Origin of the sequence: Vibrio sp. 2092 (genome assembly GCF_033339635.1) — a bacterium.
GTDB classification, from domain to species: Bacteria; Pseudomonadota; Gammaproteobacteria; order Enterobacterales; family Vibrionaceae; genus Vibrio; species Vibrio alginolyticus.
Window position 1 is genome coordinate 106,270 of the sequence record NZ_JAWOUY010000004.1, and the last position, 19,230, is coordinate 125,499.

Here is a 19,230-nt window from a genome sequence, read left to right on the forward strand (position 1 = left end):
TCATCAGTAATCGTGACTGGAATGGTCGCGGTCGTCGTATCGCCATCAAAGTCTGTTGCAATGATTGGGAAGTTCAGTACTAGCTCATCGCTGTTTAACGCATGATCGATTGGACCTTCTAGACGGAAGCTGTATGTACCGTCTGCATTCACGTTCATGGTGAAAACCGGATTGCCATCCGCGGTAGCCACGTAAGTAAAGCTGCCATCGGCATTCGCCGTCTCTACCAAAGTAACAGGCTCACCTTGAGAAGTTAAACCTGCGACAGGATCAGAAGTTGAATCAAGTTGGTAGCTCACCACACGGTCTGAACCTTGGGTGGTCGTAAACGCGCCTTCAACAAACACAGCGTCGCTTTGGTCTGAACCAATGCCTGATAAATCATCTTCGTCTACAGCCAGAGGCACAACATTATCGATGATTGGTGCATCATCCGTAATGGTGACTGGAATGGTTGCCGAAGTCGTATCACCATCAAAATCGGTGGCAATAATTGGGAAATCAATCGTCAGGCTGTCGCTGTTAGCTGCATGGTCAATCGGGCCTTGCAGCGTAAAGTCGTAAGTACCATCTGCTGCTACATTCAACGTGAAGACAGGATTGCCATCTGCGGTCGCAACATAAGTAAAGCTGCCGTCGCCATTCGCGGTTTCCACCAAGGTAATCGCCTCACCTTGAGACGTTAGCCCCGCAACAGGATCAGCCGTTGAATCCATTTGATAGCTCACCACTCGGTCAGAGCCTTGAATAGTGGTAAACGCGCCTTCAACGAACACAGCGTCAGTTTGGTCTGAGCCCACGCCGCTAAGGTCATCTTCATCGACACTCAACGCATCCACCTCTGTGATGGTCGGTACATCATCAACAATCGTGACTGGAATGGTTTCAGTAACGGTGTCGCCATCGAAGTCGGTTGCGATAATTGGGAAGTTGAGTGTCAGCTCATCACTATCCACCGCGTGATCAATTGGCCCTTCTAGCGTGAAGTTGTAAGAGCCATCAGTATCTACTGTCAGAGTAAATACTGGGTTGCCACCCGCAGTCGCTTCATAAGTGAAACTACCATCACCATTTGCGGTTTCTATCAGTGTGACAGCCACGCCTTGCGATGTTAAACCGTCCACTGGTGTTGCTGAAGCATCGAGTTGGTAGCTCACCACTCGGTCAGAGCCTTGTGTGGTAGTAAAGTTGCCATCAATAGAAATTGGATTGCTTTGGTCTGAGCCAATTGACGCTAGATCATCTTCATCAACCGTAATGGTGTCGACGTCGGTAATAACAGGCTTATCGTCCACGATTGTCACTGGGATAATGGCATTTGTGGTGTCGCCATCAAAGTCTGTTGCGATGATTGGGAAGTTGAGTGTCAGCTCATCGCTATCTACCGCGTGGTCGATTGGACCTTCAAGCGTGAAGTTATAGCTACCATCAGTATTCACCGTCAGCGTAAAGACCGCTTCACTACCCGCTGTCGCCTCGTAAGTAAAGCTGCCATCACCGTTTGCGGTTTCAGTCAGCGTAACTGCCACGCCTTGTGATGTAAGGCCGTCAACTGGTGTTGCAGAAGCATCGAGCTGATAGCTCACTACTCGGTCCGAGCCTTGTGTGGTGGTGAAGTTGCCATCGATTGAAATCGGGTCAGTCTGATCTGACCCAATCGTGCCTAAGTCATCTTCATCAACGGTAATCGCATCGACGTCGGTAATGGTCGGCTTATCATCCACGATGGTAACAGGCAATACGATTTGGCTTGTGTCACCATCGAAATCAGTAGCAATAACATTAAAATCGAGGGTTAAGCTGTCGCTATTTGCCGCATGGTCGATTGGACCTTGCAGCTCAAAACTGTACGAGCCGTCGGTATTCAAAATTAATGTGAAAACTGCGCTGCCATTTGCCGTTGCGCTGTAGGTGTAACTGCCGTCTGCATTTTGCGTTTCGGCAATGGAGACGGTCTGACCTTGAGATTGCAGGCCTTTTAAAGGATCAGCGTTTACATCCAACTGATACTGTACGACGCCATCAGAACCCTGAGTCGTCGTGAACTGACCTTCAACCAGCGTTGGCTGTGATTGGTCAGAGCCTACCGAACTCAAGTCATCCTCATCGACGGTAAGAGCAACAACGTTGTTAATGGTTGGCACATCATCAGCAATGGTAACCGGTAGAACAAGTGAACTGGTGTCACCGTCAAAGTCCGTTGCGACAATATTGAAGTCTAGAGTTAAGCTATCACTACCCGCAGCATGATCGATTGGACCTTCAAGGGTAAATGAATAAGAACCGTCAGGGTTCACTTGTAAGGTGAAGATAGCATCCCCTTCAGCTGTTGCAGAATAGGTAAAGCTGCCATCTGAATTGGTTGTTTCCGTCAGAGAGATAGATCGACCCTGTGATTCCAACCCATTGAGTGGATCAGTGCCGCTCTCTAATTGATAACTTACGACACGGTCTGAGCCCTGAGTCGTCGTGAAGTTGCCTTGCGCGAGCACAGAGTCGCTTTGATCGGAGCCTATGCTTGATAAATCGTCTTCATCGACGGCTAGAGCCTCAACGCCATCAATCGTAGGAACGTCATCTTGAACTTGAATGACAATTTGCGCTGCTTCTGGTGTGTTCGAGCCGTCGGTAATCGAGGAGCGGTCACCATCCGCATCTACCGCGTAAACTGGCAGTGAGAAAGTGAGCGAGTCATCGTTAGCACCCGTATGGTCAAGTTGTTCATACAAGTTGAATTGGTGTTCGCCCAATGCAGGTGCATCAATCGCCACATCAAATACGGTAATACGCACACCATCCAGCTCGATGAAGCCTTCGTAAGTACGTACGCCGTTACTCTCGGACGCTAGTTCTAGTTGAACAACCTGCCCTTGAGATTGGAGTTCTCCACCAACATTGAACTCTGTAGGTTCCAACTCATAGTGATCAATGATGTCACTTCCGACCGCTGTCGTGATCGACCCAGTACCACTTGTTACTGCCGCGCCTTCCTGTGAACCTTGGTCAACCCCCGCCTCGTCTAAAGACAAGCCCGTCACGTTCTCAATCACTGGATTATCGCCATCGAGGATGGTCATCGTAAAGGTGTTGCTTGCCGTATCTTGGTCGAAATCGACGATTGTGGTTGGCAAAGAGAGCTCAATCGTATCTTCACCGTTTGTTTGTTCTAACGGCTTAAATTGCTCAAATTGGTAGGTACCATCAGTATTCAAACTGATGGTTAAGACGGTTTCATTCGAGCCCGCAATGGACAAGGTGATAGTACTGCCGTCTTCAGAGAGTACCGCTTCTGTCGCCTGATTATCACTCAGTAGGCCATCGAACTGACTAAGTCCTTCTTGATTAAACGTGACCGTTGCCAATTGATCACTACCAATATCAACAAAAGTGCCAGTCATTGGTGTAGAAGAAGATTCAACGTTTTCAAAAGTAACGTTCTGCGGCGCAGGATCATCGCCATCAATAACGGTTGTCGTAAAATCGATAGGCGCTTGAATGCTATTACCACCAATATCTGCGCCTGTAATGTCAAAAGCGATATTGATTTGATCACCGACGATAGATACTTGGCCATCAGCGATGGACGCCACATGGTCAATACCCTGGCTAATCGTGGTAACGACCTCTAACTCTAAATCACGGCCTAAAGATGTCGCTTCGATCTCGATACGAAGCACTTCGTTACCACCTTGAGTGCCGATAATGGCATTTTGCGCTTCGTCGTAAACGAACGCTACTGGCTGACCACCAGAGGTAATGTCACTGTTTAACTCGGTTAACAAAGACTCTAATGAGGACGTTTCAGGCACAAATGAAGCAGTATCAAGTGCGAGATCCCCTGCTTCAACCAGCACACTAGAAGAAATGGTTTGCGGGTAGCTAGATAGAGAAATTGAGCCTTCTGTTACGCTAGATTGCAGTGACTGCCCACCATCAGCAAAGATCGTGACATTCAAACCGTCATCTTCGTCGCGATCATCTTCTCCGCTGCGAGTCGCAGACGTTTCAAAAAAAGTAGACGCGAGTACTTCCGGGTTATTATATTCAACCGTCACGTAGCCAGCATTAGCCGAGCCTTCAGCACCTGCGCCAGCAGCTGTTGCTTCTAAGATAGCGGTAGGGTCAGCTCCGTCTAAAATAGCTTGCTGGATAGCGGCAATATCGTTGGCGTCGAAGTCAGCACTTCCAATAGCCGTTGGGTCAAAAGTCACCAAGCCATTAACTGGAGATTGTACCAATACTGGTTCTAACGGTTCAGAAGAAGGCACAGGAAGACAAGCAACACAATTTGCATCGACCAGATAAAGCTCATTATTTATCTGTACGTCGAGAGAAGCATTATTTTCTGTGATAATAATCTCGCCAGGTCTTAACTCATCCCCCGCTTTTATGACCTTAACGTTTCCATCCAGGCCCAAAACCAAAACTTCACCTTTGACAGCATTTACAATCGCGCTCTGCGGTACCGTGTGCGTACTCATCTGACCTCCGCTAATGGCTTACGTTTCCCATTAACCTTTTTAGATAATTTCTTATTAATTTAGTGCGGCATACTGCACACCTTTATGCGATTAAACTAAGTATTGAATCATTAAACAATCGATAAATACCCTACTACCGAGCAACATAAGTAAAACTTACTCGTAGTCACAGAAATGTGACACATGTGCTGACGCGTAGATATCGAATAATTATATGAAATTGATACCTTATTTTAATTAAGTGTAGTTGTTTTAAGAAAAGAAGAAAGATGAAATCATTCAGCTAAACGCCAGACTGCCGGTTGCGATCAATGATGGAAGAAAAGCAATGAGAATGTTGTATACACCGGAGCGTGATGACAGCTTAATCAATATCGGTGACGAAAAAAACGTAACGATTAAATATTGAACAACATAAATTGCAGGACAAAATGCAACGATAAAAATGTGGCTTACGATATGAATCCCCGCACACCACGAGTTCGGTTTTGTTCTGATATACAACAAAAAAAACACGACCAAGCTAATAATAAAATACATAAACACAGCACTTGAAAATAATTATCATTTTCAATCATATGTAAATATTCCCTTACTTTCAATGGTGTTTGAGCTATTAATGTCATCGTTATTATCAATCAACACAATAAGTAAAATTATCAGTAATTCCAGTCCTAAACGTTTGCGTAATCGCTAACCTTCTCTTAACCTTGATTTGAGGCTTTTATCACGGTTTTTCCATTGATATAGTGCGTCCATACAACAAAAAAAGACCATTCGAGGCATGGAGCTTCCTCATTAATCTCAAGATGAGAAGAATTGGTACCGACAAAATTCGGCAGATTTTAAGAGGGTCAAAAAATGGACATGAATATGGTTGAGATTTTAGGTTATGCAGCTTCAATCATGGTCGCTATTTCGCTAACTATGAAAGATATTGTTAAGCTTCGTATCCTTAACTTTATTGGTTGTGCGCTATTTACCGCTTACGGACTAATGATTGATTCTTGGCCTGTAGTACTAACTAACGGTTTTATAGCTTGCGTTAACATCTACTTCCTAGCAAAAATGCAGCAGGAAAAAAAAAGCCTAGAGCCTGAGAAAGCGCAATAGCATTCAAACAATAAAAGCCCGCAAATCATAAGATTGCGGGCTTTTGCTTTTAACATTCCCTTTCTATCACAGCATCCTTAAACGAGCGCTAACGAACCCAGCTAAGTGCTAATGTTTCTCGACGAGAAAACATGTCCACATGCGATGAAATGATCGCCTTAACCGTATTCAGTTTCTCTTCTGAATCCGCCTCACAGGTTATAGTTAGGCTAGATGCACAAAGGTTAAACTCCGCTTTTCCCGTCGGAAATGTCACCAAACCGCTATTTTCATTCCAAGTAGCAGGAACCTTTCGTCCAAAATGCCGACAAAGCGTCACTAAGTATTTGTCAGCGTGTTCACTATCTATTCGGGTGCTTTCTTTAATCATGAACTTACTCGTTACTTTGAAACGTCCTATGAAGAACCTTGTTAGAATTGATAAGCTGCAGAGAGCTTGAAGTTGCGACCCGGCTCGTAGTCATCAAGCGTGAAGCCACGTGCAGTACCCGAACGAGACGCATGAGAGCTGTACAACTCGTCAAATACATTATCAATACCAAAGGTCACCGACAGTCCATCAATATCAGACGGCACCCATTGAGCGTATAGATTATGCACATCATAACTTGCTTTCTTTGGCTGACCATCAAAGACGTTGTCTTCCTCTAGAACAAACATTGAGTTCCACCCGAAGATCGTTTCTAAAGCGTCTGACTGGTAATCCAAAGTTAGAGCAATGCTATCACCCATATCAATGCTACGCCCATTGCCCCCAGCAACAGGACCACCAGTATTCTTGTTTTTGGTGTCCGACTTAGAGTAAGAAAGTTTGCTGTTAAACTTGTCGTAACCATAAGAAGCACTTGCCTCAAAGCCTTTAATCTCAACATCACCTAAGTTGTAAATCAGGTAAGTTTGAGTCGCGTTTTGGTACTGGTCTGCAATGTAATCATCAATTTCCGTTTGGAATACCGTAATATTCGCCCCAAAGAAATGCTTATCAAAGGTTTTATCAAAACGAACACCACCCTGCGTGTTCAATCCCGTTTCTGGCTTTAGCCCATCCTCTAAAAATGCAACGTCTTGGTAAGCAATAAAGGTTTCCATTAGCTCTGGACCTTTAAATAGAGAACGTGCACTCGCAAACAACGTCCAATCTTGAGTCACCGCCCACTCTGCAGCTAGAGCCCAAGTCACATCATCATAATTACTGGTTCCTGTCTCAGCTTTGCGTTTGTAATCATCAAAGCGCATACCTGCGGTAATAAAGAAGGCATCAGAGAAGAAGAACTGATCTTCTACAAACAGTGCGGTTGAAATCGCCGATTCGTCCATAAACTTACGACTACCGTAGTAACTCGAAGACGTTTTATCCATGTAGTCGAAGCCATAAGTGACTCGATTATCAAACTCACCTAACATAACATCTGACTGGAATTTTCCATTCAAACCAAAGTTTTGGTTTTTGGCGGTGTTCTTTGATAAACGGTTCGAGGGCCAACGAGGGGCCATCACCGTTTCGTCACGTTTAATTTCTGTCTCGGTATTATAAAGAGTGACGTTTCCTTGGTGTTGTTCGCCTCGCAACTCGTAACTCAAAGTAACGGTATCGCGGTCATAATCCGTAGGGATAAGTAACTTGCTCGACAGGCTATTATTTGCACTACCAGACATATCAGGACGCGGACTGTAATCTCCACTGTCTCGGTACATGTCATAAGAGAGCTCAAAACGATGGATGTCATTTAGTTCATACCCCAGCTTAGCCAGAATGTTGTAAACATCACCTGCAGCACCATAGGTTTTATTGCCATCACCATCTTCAAAATCATCACGCGTAACGTAATGGCCATAGACCATCGCATCAATGTTTTCGGACAAAAGTCCGTACAGTGTCAACGAACCTTGTTGGTTGTCGTTGGATGCATAGCCGCCATAAACACGCGCACCAAACTTTTCATCGTAACGAAGTAAGTCACGAGCGTCTTTCGTTTCAAAGTAGACCGAACCGCCTAACCCGTTTTGAGTCACAGAGTTATTACCTACCTGAATGTCCGCAGATTTGAGAATGTCAGGGTTCAACGTCAAGTTACCAATATGATGGAACATGCTCGCATGCTGAGAAGCACCGTCAAGACGAATGTCCAAATCGGTTTCGCTCAAACCACGAATCGTAATACGTTGATTCACAGAGTGTGTGCCACCAACATCCACACCGGGAATATCGCGCAGTAAATCAGACATATGATCCGCTTGCTTCAGTGACATGTCGTCCGCAAACATCGACTCAGTGTTGCTGGAAACTTTCGTTCCCCATACAACGACCTCTTCAAAATGTGACTCAGTATCTTGAGCTAAAACAGGGGTTGATAGCGCCATTCCCACTGCAAGGCAAAGGCTTGAAAGCTTGATAGGTGAACAAGCAGGGCTTTCCATAACTTAATTCCTAAATATTAATGATAATAATTCTCAGGTATAATAAGCATGAGTTTTATAAATACAAAGGCGATTCGGTTATGCGAAATCGCACAAGTGTTATGAGGAAGTGTCAAATGCAGGAAGTCACAACAAAACGAACTAAAATTGCCAAGATAGCTTTAACCCAAAGACTAGAGGCGACAGAGAAACAATGGATTGTCACGCAAGGCCAACCTTGTCAAACTCAACTGGCCGAAGGTAAGTTCCTATCATATCAGTACAATGATCAAATTTTTGTTCATGGCGGGCGTTGTCTAGAACTTATTGATTCGAATATTGTTTCTACTGCACACGCCTCACTGCTGGTCACTATTCTTTTAGAAGGTAGACTCTCGTTTGGCTACGACGATTTGCAATTTGATTTAGACGCGAGCGACGGCCCTAAGGGTGTAGTGGTGAACTTACTCAAACCTGCAAATTTTCGTCGTTCACTGCTCAAAGATAACCTCATTAATAAGATCAACATATTGGTTAAGCCCCAATGGCTAGAGGCCCGCCTTGAGCAAAATTGTAGTCATCGAGCCTTTTTTAACTCTCATCAGGCGTTTCAACAGTTGGAGCCTAACCAGACGCTATGCGAGCTGGCCGAAACGTTAACAAATAGAGAAACACCGCAAGAGTTCCAAGAAAAGCTAGAGGTCGAAAGCTTGATCTATCAAATATTACATCAAGCCACCAAGCAAATTCCTAAGAATTTCAGTGCTAAAAACAGCAGTATTGAACGACACATTGATGGTCGAATTGAGGATATTGTCAGCTATATTGAAACTCACCTTGATCAAGAACTACGCTTGGAAAAGTTGGCGAGCCAATTCTCAATGAGTGTTTCAAACCTACAGCGTCGATTTAAACAATCACTTAATATGACCATAAACGGCTACATTCGTTTTCGACGTCTTGAGATTGCTAGGCAACATTTGGAACGTGGCCTAGTGACGATAACAGAAGCCGCCTATGAAGCCGGATACCACCACCCTTCTAACTTCACTTATGCCTTTAAAAAGGCATTTGGTGTGCCACCACATGAAGTGATTAAAGAGTAAGGAGACTCTAGGTAACTGACTGTTATTTAGGAGTGTCTTATCCACAACATCGGTATATACTCGCCTTAAACGTTATGGAGGTTAAACATGAATATTGGTGCCGTCGCGAAGCTCACTGGGCTTTCATCTAAGTCGATTCGATTATATGAAGACAAAGGGATCATATCTCCACCAGCGCGTAGCGACTCTGGCTATCGCGAATATTCAGATAATCATATTCAAGAGCTTAACTTGGTATCACGCGCAAAAAGCGCAGGCTTTTCGTTGCAAGAATGCAAAGAGTTCGTACAACTTGCTCATAACCCCAACCGCAAAAGTAGCGAAGTAAAAGCAAGAACCATGGACAAACTGAGAGAGGTTGAAGAAAAAATTGCACACCTCATGGAGATCAAAACGCAACTTGAAGGTTGGGTTTCTTCTTGTCCTGGAGATGCAGAGAGCCGATGCCCAATCATAGACGAGCTCACCAAGTAAGCCCGCCTATCTATTGATCTCGTTAAAAACGAACTAGCTCGCTTAATGATAGGTACACATGCGCTTACCGTTTAACTCTATGATGTTAAATGGCGTTTCGTAGATGTCCTCTAGCGTAGACGCTTGAATAACCTCTTCAACCGCACCACTCGCCACAACCTTGCCTTTCTTAAGCGCCAATATGACATCTGAGTAACACGCCGCGAAATTAATATCATGAATCACGACCACCATGGCTTTATTCATGTCATGGGCTAACTGCTGCACAACTTTCATGATCTGAAGAGAGTGTTTGATATCTAAGTTATTAAGAGGCTCATCAAGAAAGACATAATCTGTATCTTGTGCAATCACCATAGCAATAAATGCAAGCTGTCGCTGACCACCACTTAATTCATCCAAGTATTTGTCTTGAATATCTTGCAAATCTAAGTAGTCGATTGCTTGTTCTATGACCTCATGATCTTCTTTAGTCAGATTTCCTTTAGAGTATGGGAAACGACCAAAAGAGACTAACTCTTTTACGGTAAACCGCATTGTAATCGAGTTAGCTTGGCGAAGTACTGCCAGTTTTTTCGCTAGCTCTTTTGTGTCCCATTCCGCGATTTCCTTGCAATCAATGATAACACTACCGCCATCTCGCTCCGTTAAGCGCGAGGCCATAGATAACAGCGTGCTCTTTCCCGCGCCATTTGGACCGATAATCGATGTTACCTTGCCCTTTTCAAACTGAGTATTGGCCTCGTCTACGACTTTGTTTGAACCGAAAGCCTTCGTTAATTTATCTATTACTATCATATTTATACAACTTTGTTTTTCAGCAGCAGGTATAAGAAATACGCACCGCCGATAAAGTTAATTACGACACTCAACGTCGTCTCAAAACTAAACACGTTTTCGATTATCCATTGCCCAGCAAGTAGTGAACTTATGGATAGAAACGAACATCCGACCAATAGCGTTTTATGTTGGTAACTTCGGAACATTTCTCGGCTTAAGTTGGTCACTAGTAAACCAAAGAACATGATTGGCCCTACCAAAGCCGTAGAAATAGCAATCAAAACCGCCGAGATAATAAACACATTTCTTGTCACTTTAGGTACATCAACACCCAAGCTTTTCGCATTGTCTTGGTCGAGCCAAAACACATCTAAAGTGCGATGCATCCTAAACAACAACCAACATGCAAACATCAAAGCCGGAGCACTAAAGTAAACCAAGTTCACTTTGACATTATTGAAACTGGCGTACAGTTTCGACTGAACAATTGCATATGTGTTTGGGTCCATCAGCAAAGAAAAGAATGACGCCGCATTGGAAAATAGCTGACCAAAGATCAAGCCGACCAATAGCAACGTAATCAGGTTCTTGCTTCCTTTTGAAAAGTAAAACCCAAACAGCAGTAGCGAAAACGACACCATTACAATTACTGCAATCGCGAAATTGACGTACAAGTTAAGAACTAAGGTACTCAACCCACCAAAAATCAACACGATCAAAATTTGGGTTAACACATACAGCGCATCAAAACCCATGATACTTGGCGTTAAAATTCGGTTGTGCGTAATGGTTTGAAATACAAGTGAAGACTGAGCAATGGCCACACCCGCTAGCACTATCGCCAATACTTTAGGAACTCTACGAGACAAAAAATATTGGTAGTTGTCAGCCGTTAGCCCAATACCAATAAACAGACACGCGAAAAGAATCGCAATGCCACCTAGCAGCAGGATTTTCGTTGAATCACGCATGTTGCTTACCTCGCAACAACATAGCGATGAATACCACGCCACCCAATATGCTGATCACGATAGAGATTGGCATTTCATGAGGGAAAATAATTAAACGACTCACCAAGTCGCAACACAACACTAAAATCGCCCCATACATGGCCGTAAGCGGAATGTTCTTTTTGAGATTATCGCCATAAAAGTGACTCACGAGATTCGGCACAATCAGCCCTAAGAATGGCAACTGGCCAACAATCATCACGACACTTGCTGACATGATGGACACCAATAGCACGCCAATCGTCACAACCTGCTGATAATTCAAACCCAAGTTAATCGCGAAATCTTTTCCGATACCTACGGCAGAGATCCTTGCGGCAAAAAGATAGCTGAGTATAACCATTGGTACCGCGATGTACAGCAGTTCAAAATCACCACGCAAGATGTTAGCGAAGTTTGCGACTGTCCAAGCATTCAGACTTTGAAGTGCATCATATTTGTAAGCGATAAACGTAGTCATGGATTGGATGACATTGCCGAAAATAATCCCGACAAGCGGCACAAAAACCACGCTCTTAAATTGAATGCGCTGAATAAAGAAAACAAACGCCAGCGTCCCAAATACCGAGATGCCGAACACGAGCCAAAGGTGATTATCATTACCAAAGAAAACCACGCTCAGTACGTAGCCCAACATGGCACATTCGATCGTACCAGTTGTAGAAGGTGCAGCAAATCGGTTCTGGCTGATTTGCTGCATGACAAGACCCGCAATACTCAAGCCAGCACCAGCAAGCAATATGGCAAATAAACGTGGTATACGGCTGGTAAAGAAAAGTTCTAATGCTTTCTCATCACCTGAAAAGAGTTGTTGGGGCGTCATGTTTGCCACCCCAACAAATAACGAAACCGTGCTTAAAACCACAAGGGTTAGCAATAACTTCTTCAAAGTTAACCTCTGCTATCTTGGATTACAGTTCAACGGTTTGCTTTATCTCACTGACCATTTTTTCTGTTGCTGTCACACCAGACATCGACAAGTACCAAGCGTCCACATCTAAATAGGTGATTTTATGATTTTTATATGCCGCAGTCGCTTTGACTAAGTCGTTATCCATGGATTTACGAATATCGTTATCCGGCGTACCTGTCAGAGAATTTCGGTCAACCACGAGGATATTTTTCGGGTTAGCTTCACGAATAAACTCATAAGAAATGACATCTCCGTGAGTGCCCGTTTTCACGTGCTCAACCGTTTCCAAGAAGCCAAAGTCGTTATAAATGACGCCAAATCGCGACTGGGCACCAAACGCGCTGATGTTGTCACCCATGCTTAAAATCGTTAATGCATCATTTTTGTTCGATTGGTTGTAGTCGCGGATTGCTTTGAATTGAGCATCTAGCGCTTCAATTTTCTGCTCTACTTTTTCTTCGATATTGAAGATCTTACCAATATTGCGCCATTGCGCTTGCGTGCCTTCCCAATAGCCTTGGTTTTCTTTCGCCGCGAAAACAACTGTAGGGGCAATTTCACTCAGCTCTTCATATTTCGCAGACGCTCGCGGACCAACCAAAATCAAATCCGGTTTTTGCATGTAGATGGTTTCAAAATCAGGTTCAAACAAACTACCCGCAGAGGTGTAGTTATCTTTGCTGTATTTTGAAAGGTAACTAGGAAGATTAGACGAGTTAGATACTGCAACAGGATCGATACCAAAGTTGTCCAGCGCATCTAGCGGGCCAAAGCCAATCACAACCACACGCTCTGGGGATTGCTCTAGCTCTGTTTGACCCATGTAGTGGTCAATCACAACTTTAGCAGCGAAAGAAGGAGAAACAGTAAATAACGACAGCATAGCCGCACCGACGAATTTTTTCATTTTGTTAAGCCTTAATGAGATCTATTATCATACGCGTTCGCAATATAACGCTACTCTTTAATGCATTCAACAAAATTTAAGGTACTTTACATTAGTTACGTTTACTCAAGACTTAGATATATCAAAGACTTATAAAACTCATCAATTTCAATACCTGGGCGTATCATTCATGCGCTTCAATAAACGCTTTGAGTGCCAGCTCATCAATAATCTCCAAACCGTTGTCCGTTTTGGTAATCAATCCCTTTTCAATCAAGTCCTTAACTGCACGTCGATAGACTCGGCCTGAGGTACCAAACCGCTCAGCCTCTTGGTTCACTTTATCAAAGCCACCAAGCAGCTTATCCGTCTGATTACGGACGAGAAGATCATAGGCAATGTTGTAAGTAATGGGATGCAACAAACGATTAGTGTAGATATCCATGGAGTCTTGATAATCCTCAGCCAATGCTGAAGCGAAGAACACCATCATTTGGGGATGATTTTGCAGTGCTTCGGTTAGTTTTTGGATACAGATAACATCAACCTGCATATGTTCATCTGCTATCACATTCCATTGACAAGGAGTCTGAGTGAAGAACTCCATTTCACCATAAATATGATAGTCGCAGTTAGCTTCCCCTAATTGAAAACGTCGTCCATTTGCGGCCAATATGTTCATCGAGACTCGACCTACTGGCACAACATACAAGTACTGAAGTTGCTCACCTTGGCGGAGAATTGCTTCCCCAGCATCAAAGTAACGCGAATTTATTTGGCATTGATAAATCAAATCGCGAAAGGTGGCACTCTTTTCTTCAAGGTATGTTTTGAAGCGACCAGTCGGATAAGGGCTGATTTTCATTTTCTGCTCTCTCAGAAAAAGTTACGGACAACTATTTAAGGTGGATTGTACCCCGTAACTCCAAATAAAAAAGCGACAGTGACCTGTCGCTTTACATCTATTCTGTTTATGTGACTTACTGAGATAGAGACTGGCTAACGCTGAGCAACCAAGGCTTCTAATGCCGTAATCGCGGCACTCTTCTCACCTTGCATCATTACTTTGGCCTCATCAACGTACTGACCAACACCTTCTTTCACATCTTGTTGATACAGCACCACGTTGTTTAATATCGAAGCCACATGAAGGCCTCGTAGTCGACCGACCGTAAACAGCGCAGAGGTTTCCATATCGGCACCTAAGATGCCTTTCTTGTTCCAATGTTGGCATATTGCATCCTCGTCATCGGTATAGAAACTGTCGTGAGAACGCACCACACCAAAATGATAATGCACTTTTTGCATCGACAAGTAACGCTCAACTTCCTTTAACAGTGAAAAGCTTGCGTAGGCTGGATAAGACGAATCGACATACGCTTTAGAGCCGCCCTCATCTCTTACCGCGCCTTCGGCAATGATCAACTCGCCAAGATGAATGCCTGATTGCATTGCCCCCGCCGATCCAACGCGTACCACATGAGTCACACCGCACTGTTTTAGCTCTTCCACTGCGATGATCATCGATGGCGCACCTATACCTGTACTACATACTGAAACAGGCTTGCCTTTGTAGTTGCCGGTAAACACACGGTACTCGCGGTTTTCCGACACCATTTCTGCATCATCAAATAATACCGCGATACGATTCGCTCGATCTGGCTCGCCGCATACAATAACGAGGGAAGCGATTTGTGTTTCATCCACTCCGATATGAGGTTGTTTGGCCATTTTTCGTTCCTTACGCAGCAGCGTGCGCTAAGGTTTTATCGCCATTGCGCTTAGCGCTACGAGCCCACTCACGCGTGCCATTGGCAGCGATGAACATAAGAATCGCGTACTGAACAGACATTGCGTAAACACCTTGCGTCGCGTAGATACCCACACTGATAATATTAATCACAACCCATAGAATCCAGTTTTCGACGTATTTACGTGTCATCAGAATTTGTGCAACAACAGAAAGTACTGTCATGGTTGCATCCCAGAACGGGAACGCGTCAGGTTCAAGCACCGGTTCAGCCAAGTCAGCACCAAAGAGATTCAAGCTATCAACAGCAATGTTTGCTAGCGCAAAGAAAAATGGGTCGATATAGATCGTTAATAATGCGATACATGCAACGCTAATAGAGGCAGTAGTAATAAGTTTCTGTTTATTTAACCAGCGAACCTCCAGCGTTTCACCTTGTGCGTTTGGACGAGTCCACGCATACCAGCCGTAAATGTTCGCACAGAAGAAAAACAATTGAAGAAGCAATAATCCGTATAACTGAATTTGAAAAAAGATAACGGCAAAAAGCGTGACATTCAGCAAACCGAATAAGTAGTTGATGGTTTTTTCTTGGCTGGCAAACCAAATGCAAAGCAGTCCAAAAACGGTACCGAAAGCTTCGATCCAGCTCATTGCGTAGCCGTCGCCAATCGGAATGTTAACGAGAGTATTATTAATATCGAGTAAGGCAAAGAGGTCCATAACATGTCCTTTATTATTTTGTTTGGAATACGCTTATATTAGAGCGTGATCCCCAACAAAAAGGAGGACATTTGTCCTCCTCTTGATGCACTCGATCATAATTCAGTTCAATGTTTACTTGAAAGCAATAAATGATGCTATTGAACGGTGTTGGAAATAGACGTGCCTATGAGTCCAAGCCTAGATAGCGTTTTTTGAATGCAGAAGCTGATGCAAATAAAGCTGACGCCAAAAGTGTAATAATAAAGCCAATTGCGTACTCAAATGCTTCATTAACCAGTAGCTGATAGCAGCTCACAAAAAAAATCAATACAACTGTAATAACATTAACTCGGTGAAACCAAGGGTGTTTTACAGATAACTTAGCGTAACCTTTTGATAACATTTGACTAATCCGCCAGACAACAATTAATAGTTTTATTTATAATCAACGACGATAGTAAGGCTTTATCGTATAAAGAGAAACGACTTTTTTAATTTTTTAGCTCAACATCACACGTCATTCAGTGAGGTTTGACTTTAACCTCTTGACGCTTTTTCGTTCCACTAGAGTCGGCTCTAATTGTACGACCTGTGCCTCTGTTGATTTTTCATCCAACTTTCGGACAAGAGTCTCAACGGCAGCCTGCCCCAAACGGTACTTAGGCTGATGAATGGTAGTTAGCGATGGCGACATAAATTTCGCGATATGGATGTCATCGTAACCAATAATGGATAGGTCGTCCGGCACTTTAATACCGAGCTCATTTGCGGCGTTAATCACACCCATCGCCATCATATCGTTAGAGACGAAAATCGAGCTGGGTAATGCGCCACGCTGAGCCATTTTTTTGAACGCTTGATACCCACCCTCACATTCGAAGTCAGACTCAATGATCCAATTGGCATTAAATTCCAAGCCAGCTTCGTTCATTGCTCGCTTATAACCTTCGTATCGCATTTGCGCTTGGTGTTTAATCAAAGGGCCAGTGATGCACCCAATTTCGGTATGGCCGCAATCAATTAAGTATTTCGCCGCTAAGTAACCGCCACGAAGTGAGTTGTCTTGGATTTTATCGCTTGTAAATAGCATCGGCCCCCAGTCCATTACCACAACTGGGATATCTGGGTAACGCTCAAATACATCGATACGCTCTCCTTCTAGCGACGAGCACATCAAGATCAAACCATCGACACGCTTTTGCAATAGCGTATTAATGGATTGACGCATACGTTCGTTATCACCCTCGGTGTTACATAAAATGAGGCTGTAGCCTTTTTGGTAGCAGCTGCGTTCGACGCCTTTTACGACTTCGCCAAAGAATGGGTTGGTTGAGGTTGTCACGAGCATACCAATGGTTTTGGTACGATTGACTTTGAGGCTACGCGCCAACGCAGAGGGCGCGTAGTAGTTAAGCTCTTTTGCGGCATTGTTAACGCGTTCAGAGATCTCTTCGCTCACAAAACGCGTCTTGTTAATAACATGGCTCACTGTTGAAGTGGAAACCCCTGCCAGTTTTGCGATGTCTTTCATCGTCGCCATGTTACTACTCCTATTTTAATGAGGCGTTGTGCGCCTTATTGTTCAGCGAGAAACGCGTCCACCTCTTCGCGGGTTGGAATCGACGTTTGCGCGCCAAAGCGGGTCACAGAAATTGCAGCCGCCGCATGTGCAAACTTAATCGCTGATTCTAAAGGTAAACCTTCTAGGAGACCAGTGACGAATGCCCCATTAAATGTATCGCCCGCTGCGGTAGTATCCGTCGCTTCAACGCGGAAACCCGAGATGATTTCGCCTCGACCGTTTTGGCTTAGCCAAACGCCTTTTGCACCGAGTGTGATCATGACAATTTCTATACCTTTACCATGTAGCACATTCGCCGCTTCTTGCGCGCTTTCGTTGTCTGTTACAGTAATACCTGTCAGAACTTCAGCTTCCGTTTCATTTGGCGTAATCACGTCAATGTAAGACAGTAATTCATCTGACAATTCACGAGCTGGCGCTGGGTTCAGAATGACATTGGTTTTGGCATCTTTCGCTACACGCGCAGCTTTCTCAATGCCGCACATCGGCGTTTCCAATTGCATTAGCAAGTAATCTGCTTGGCGAATACGCTCTAAATCTGGCTCAATCGCTTCTGCTGTCAGTTTGGCGTTCGCTTCAGCTGAAATGCAAATGCTGTTCTCCCCACTGTCCGACACTTGAATCATCGCGATACCTGTCGGGCAATTTGGCTGCATCTTCACACCAGTGATATCGATGCCGTCCATTTTGAAGTTTTCGCGAATGTTAATGCCGAATGAGTCGTCGCCCACACAAGCGATAAAACCGATGTCTGCATTTAATCGCGCCGCCGCGACGGCTTGGTTGGCACCTTTGCCACCTGGGATAACTTGATAGTTGCGACCATGCAGCGTCTCGCCTGGGCGAGGGAAAGAAGGCACTTGAAGAACATGGTCAGCGTTTACACTACCTAACACCACTAACTTATTCATACGGTTATCCTCGGTTCTGAATGAACCCTTTTTAAAAACGGTTTAGGAAAATACATTAGATGACTTTAACTTCTCTTCCTGATAAAGGAGTCTCGACAAAAAGCCAAAGGCATCTATACCCCACACTTTGCAGTATTTTGGGTAAGTTTGCCCTCACCTCCTAAACGACAGATATAAACGGAGGAGAGAGCAAAAATTAGGATGATTTATTGGAACTAAAAACTTACTTAGTGACTACTTTTAGTGGTACCGGGATGTACTCTTCTACTTCTTCACCTTTCAAAACTTTGTCAGCCGTTTCAACACCTAAAGCACCGATAAGGTCTGGTTGCTGAGCAATAGTTGCCGCTAGTTTGCCACGGTTAACTGCTGCAATGCCGTCTTCCGTACCATCAAAACCAACGATAACGACATCTTTGCCAGAAGCTTGAACTGCGCGAAGTGCACCTAGCGCCATTTCATCATTCTGTGCAAATACCGCTTGTACATCCGGGTTAGCCGCTAGCAGGTTTTCCATTACGTTTAGACCTTTCGTGCGGTCAAAGTCAGCTGGTTGGCTAGCAAGAAGATCCATATCGCTGCCCTTCACGGCATTCATAAAGCCTTCACCGCGCTCACGCGCTGCCGATGTGCCCGCAATACCTTCAAGTTGAATGACTTTTGCTTTTTCGCCGACTTTTTCCATGATGTAGTGGCCTGCCATTTCACCACCAATTACGTTGTCCGAAGCGATGTGACTCACAACTTCACCACGGCTTGCACCACGGTCTAATGTCAACACAGGGATCTTAGAACGGTTCGCCATACGAATTGCATTAGACACTGCATCAGAATCCGTTGGGTTGATAAGAATTGCTTTTACGCCGCGAATACTTAAATCCTCGATGTTCGACAGTTCTTTACTCGGGTCATTTTGCGAGTCCAGTACAATTAAGTCGTACCCCAATTCTTTCGCTTTTGCTTCCGCACCGTCTTTCATCGTTACGAAGAACGGGTTGTTTAGCGTCGAAACCACAATCGCCATGGTATCTTGAGCTTGCGCCGCTACCGATACGGTTGAAGAAAGAAGTGCAGCAGAGATAAGAGTTGCAAGTTTTTTCATCGTTCTAGTCCTTTGTGTAG

16 protein-coding genes are annotated in these 19,230 nt (G+C 44.3%); 3 read left to right on the forward strand and 13 right to left on the reverse strand.

Annotated features, from left to right (window positions below):
• Nucleotides 1-4,481, reverse strand: a 4,481-nt coding sequence (locus R7P80_RS09165; RefSeq protein WP_318096699.1) for a retention module-containing protein, incomplete at its 3' end; no start/stop codon positions are given.
• 861 nt (nucleotides 4,482-5,342) lie between these two features.
• Between R7P80_RS09165 and R7P80_RS09170 the strand changes: the two genes are divergently transcribed.
• Complete coding sequence (locus tag R7P80_RS09170; protein WP_005376619.1) at nucleotides 5,343-5,594, forward strand: YgjV family protein; 252 nt, start codon at nucleotides 5,343-5,345, stop codon at nucleotides 5,592-5,594.
• Nucleotides 5,595-5,682: 88 nt separating this feature from the next.
• Here the strand turns inward: R7P80_RS09170 and R7P80_RS09175 are convergent, their stop codons facing one another.
• On the reverse strand, nucleotides 5,683-5,964 hold the full coding sequence (locus R7P80_RS09175; protein WP_005376622.1) for a DUF2218 domain-containing protein: 282 nt from the start codon (nucleotides 5,962-5,964) through the stop codon (nucleotides 5,683-5,685).
• 41 nt (nucleotides 5,965-6,005) lie between these two features.
• Nucleotides 6,006-8,012 carry a TonB-dependent siderophore receptor gene (locus R7P80_RS09180; protein ID WP_005382608.1) on the reverse strand — a complete coding sequence of 669 codons (2,007 nt, stop codon included), beginning with the start codon at nucleotides 8,010-8,012 and terminating at the stop codon, nucleotides 6,006-6,008.
• Nucleotides 8,013-8,128: 116 nt separating this feature from the next.
• On the opposite strand from R7P80_RS09180, the gene R7P80_RS09185 reads away from it, so the two are divergent.
• On the forward strand, nucleotides 8,129-9,097 hold the full coding sequence (locus R7P80_RS09185; RefSeq protein WP_005382609.1) for a helix-turn-helix domain-containing protein: 969 nt from the start codon (nucleotides 8,129-8,131) through the stop codon (nucleotides 9,095-9,097).
• Nucleotides 9,098-9,184: 87 nt separating this feature from the next.
• On the forward strand, nucleotides 9,185-9,571 hold the full coding sequence (gene cueR / locus R7P80_RS09190) for a Cu(I)-responsive transcriptional regulator (protein WP_005376627.1): 387 nt from the start codon (nucleotides 9,185-9,187) through the stop codon (nucleotides 9,569-9,571).
• Between the two features lie 42 nt (nucleotides 9,572-9,613).
• Here the strand turns inward: cueR and vctC are convergent, their stop codons facing one another.
• The 10 genes from vctC to rbsB form a co-directional block, all read right to left on the reverse strand.
• Nucleotides 9,614-10,369: an iron chelate ABC transporter ATP-binding protein VctC gene (gene vctC / locus R7P80_RS09195; protein ID WP_017635379.1), complete on the reverse strand. Its 756-nt coding sequence runs from the start codon at nucleotides 10,367-10,369 to the stop codon at nucleotides 9,614-9,616.
• A 2-nt stretch (nucleotides 10,370-10,371) separates the two neighbouring features.
• Nucleotides 10,372-11,322, reverse strand: a complete 951-nt coding sequence (vctG, locus tag R7P80_RS09200) for an iron chelate uptake ABC transporter permease subunit VctG (RefSeq protein ID WP_005376631.1) — start codon at nucleotides 11,320-11,322, stop codon at nucleotides 10,372-10,374.
• Entirely contained in the window at nucleotides 11,315-12,250 is a 936-nt protein-coding gene (vctD, locus tag R7P80_RS09205; RefSeq protein WP_017820306.1) for an iron chelate uptake ABC transporter permease subunit VctD, read from the reverse strand. The genes vctG and vctD overlap by 8 nt, the downstream gene beginning before the upstream one ends.
• A 22-nt stretch (nucleotides 12,251-12,272) precedes the next feature.
• Complete coding sequence (locus R7P80_RS09210) at nucleotides 12,273-13,181, reverse strand: siderophore ABC transporter substrate-binding protein (RefSeq protein WP_005376635.1); 909 nt, start codon at nucleotides 13,179-13,181, stop codon at nucleotides 12,273-12,275.
• Nucleotides 13,182-13,344: 163 nt separating this feature from the next.
• The gene (locus tag R7P80_RS09215) at nucleotides 13,345-14,025 is read right to left on the reverse strand and encodes a Crp/Fnr family transcriptional regulator (RefSeq protein WP_005382613.1); all 681 of its coding nucleotides are present in this window, start codon (nucleotides 14,023-14,025) and stop codon (nucleotides 13,345-13,347) included.
• Nucleotides 14,026-14,159: 134 nt separating this feature from the next.
• A complete protein-coding gene (locus tag R7P80_RS09220; protein WP_225491573.1) occupies nucleotides 14,160-14,891 on the reverse strand; it encodes a nucleoside phosphorylase in 732 nt (243 codons plus the stop codon).
• Nucleotides 14,892-14,901: 10 nt separating this feature from the next.
• On the reverse strand, nucleotides 14,902-15,633 hold the full coding sequence (pnuC, locus tag R7P80_RS09225; RefSeq protein WP_017820308.1) for a nicotinamide riboside transporter PnuC: 732 nt from the start codon (nucleotides 15,631-15,633) through the stop codon (nucleotides 14,902-14,904).
• A gap of 499 nt (nucleotides 15,634-16,132) precedes the next feature.
• The gene (locus R7P80_RS09230; protein ID WP_005373138.1) at nucleotides 16,133-17,155 is read right to left on the reverse strand and encodes a substrate-binding domain-containing protein; all 1,023 of its coding nucleotides are present in this window, start codon (nucleotides 17,153-17,155) and stop codon (nucleotides 16,133-16,135) included.
• A gap of 35 nt (nucleotides 17,156-17,190) precedes the next feature.
• The gene (gene rbsK / locus R7P80_RS09235) at nucleotides 17,191-18,108 is read right to left on the reverse strand and encodes a ribokinase (protein ID WP_017820311.1); all 918 of its coding nucleotides are present in this window, start codon (nucleotides 18,106-18,108) and stop codon (nucleotides 17,191-17,193) included.
• Nucleotides 18,109-18,331: 223 nt separating this feature from the next.
• Nucleotides 18,332-19,210 carry a ribose ABC transporter substrate-binding protein RbsB gene (gene rbsB / locus R7P80_RS09240; RefSeq protein ID WP_005373143.1) on the reverse strand — a complete coding sequence of 293 codons (879 nt, stop codon included), beginning with the start codon at nucleotides 19,208-19,210 and terminating at the stop codon, nucleotides 18,332-18,334.
• Between the last annotated feature and the right edge of the window lie 20 nt (nucleotides 19,211-19,230).

Bases quoted from the DNA above. Each gene is read 5' to 3' on its own strand.
- R7P80_RS09170 (WP_005376619.1), top strand. From the start codon at position 5,343: ATGGACATGAATATGGTTGAGATTTTAGGTTATGCAGCTTCAATCATG.
- vctG (WP_005376631.1), bottom strand. From the start codon at position 11,322: ATGCGTGATTCAACGAAAATCCTGCTGCTAGGTGGCATTGCGATTCTT.
- R7P80_RS09220 (WP_225491573.1), bottom strand. From the start codon at position 14,891: ATGGCCAAACAACCTCATATCGGAGTGGATGAAACACAAATCGCTTCC.
- rbsK (WP_017820311.1), bottom strand. From the start codon at position 18,108: ATGAATAAGTTAGTGGTGTTAGGTAGTGTAAACGCTGACCATGTTCTT.
- vctC (WP_017635379.1), bottom strand. From the start codon at position 10,369: ATGATAGTAATAGATAAATTAACGAAGGCTTTCGGTTCAAACAAAGTC.
- R7P80_RS09185 (WP_005382609.1), top strand. From the start codon at position 8,129: ATGCAGGAAGTCACAACAAAACGAACTAAAATTGCCAAGATAGCTTTA.
- R7P80_RS09175 (WP_005376622.1), bottom strand. From the start codon at position 5,964: ATGATTAAAGAAAGCACCCGAATAGATAGTGAACACGCTGACAAATAC.
- cueR (WP_005376627.1), top strand. From the start codon at position 9,185: ATGAATATTGGTGCCGTCGCGAAGCTCACTGGGCTTTCATCTAAGTCG.
- R7P80_RS09210 (WP_005376635.1), bottom strand. From the start codon at position 13,181: ATGAAAAAATTCGTCGGTGCGGCTATGCTGTCGTTATTTACTGTTTCT.
- R7P80_RS09180 (WP_005382608.1), bottom strand. From the start codon at position 8,012: ATGGAAAGCCCTGCTTGTTCACCTATCAAGCTTTCAAGCCTTTGCCTT.
- pnuC (WP_017820308.1), bottom strand. From the start codon at position 15,633: ATGGACCTCTTTGCCTTACTCGATATTAATAATACTCTCGTTAACATT.
- R7P80_RS09230 (WP_005373138.1), bottom strand. From the start codon at position 17,155: ATGGCGACGATGAAAGACATCGCAAAACTGGCAGGGGTTTCCACTTCA.
- rbsB (WP_005373143.1), bottom strand. From the start codon at position 19,210: ATGAAAAAACTTGCAACTCTTATCTCTGCTGCACTTCTTTCTTCAACC.
- R7P80_RS09215 (WP_005382613.1), bottom strand. From the start codon at position 14,025: ATGAAAATCAGCCCTTATCCGACTGGTCGCTTCAAAACATACCTTGAA.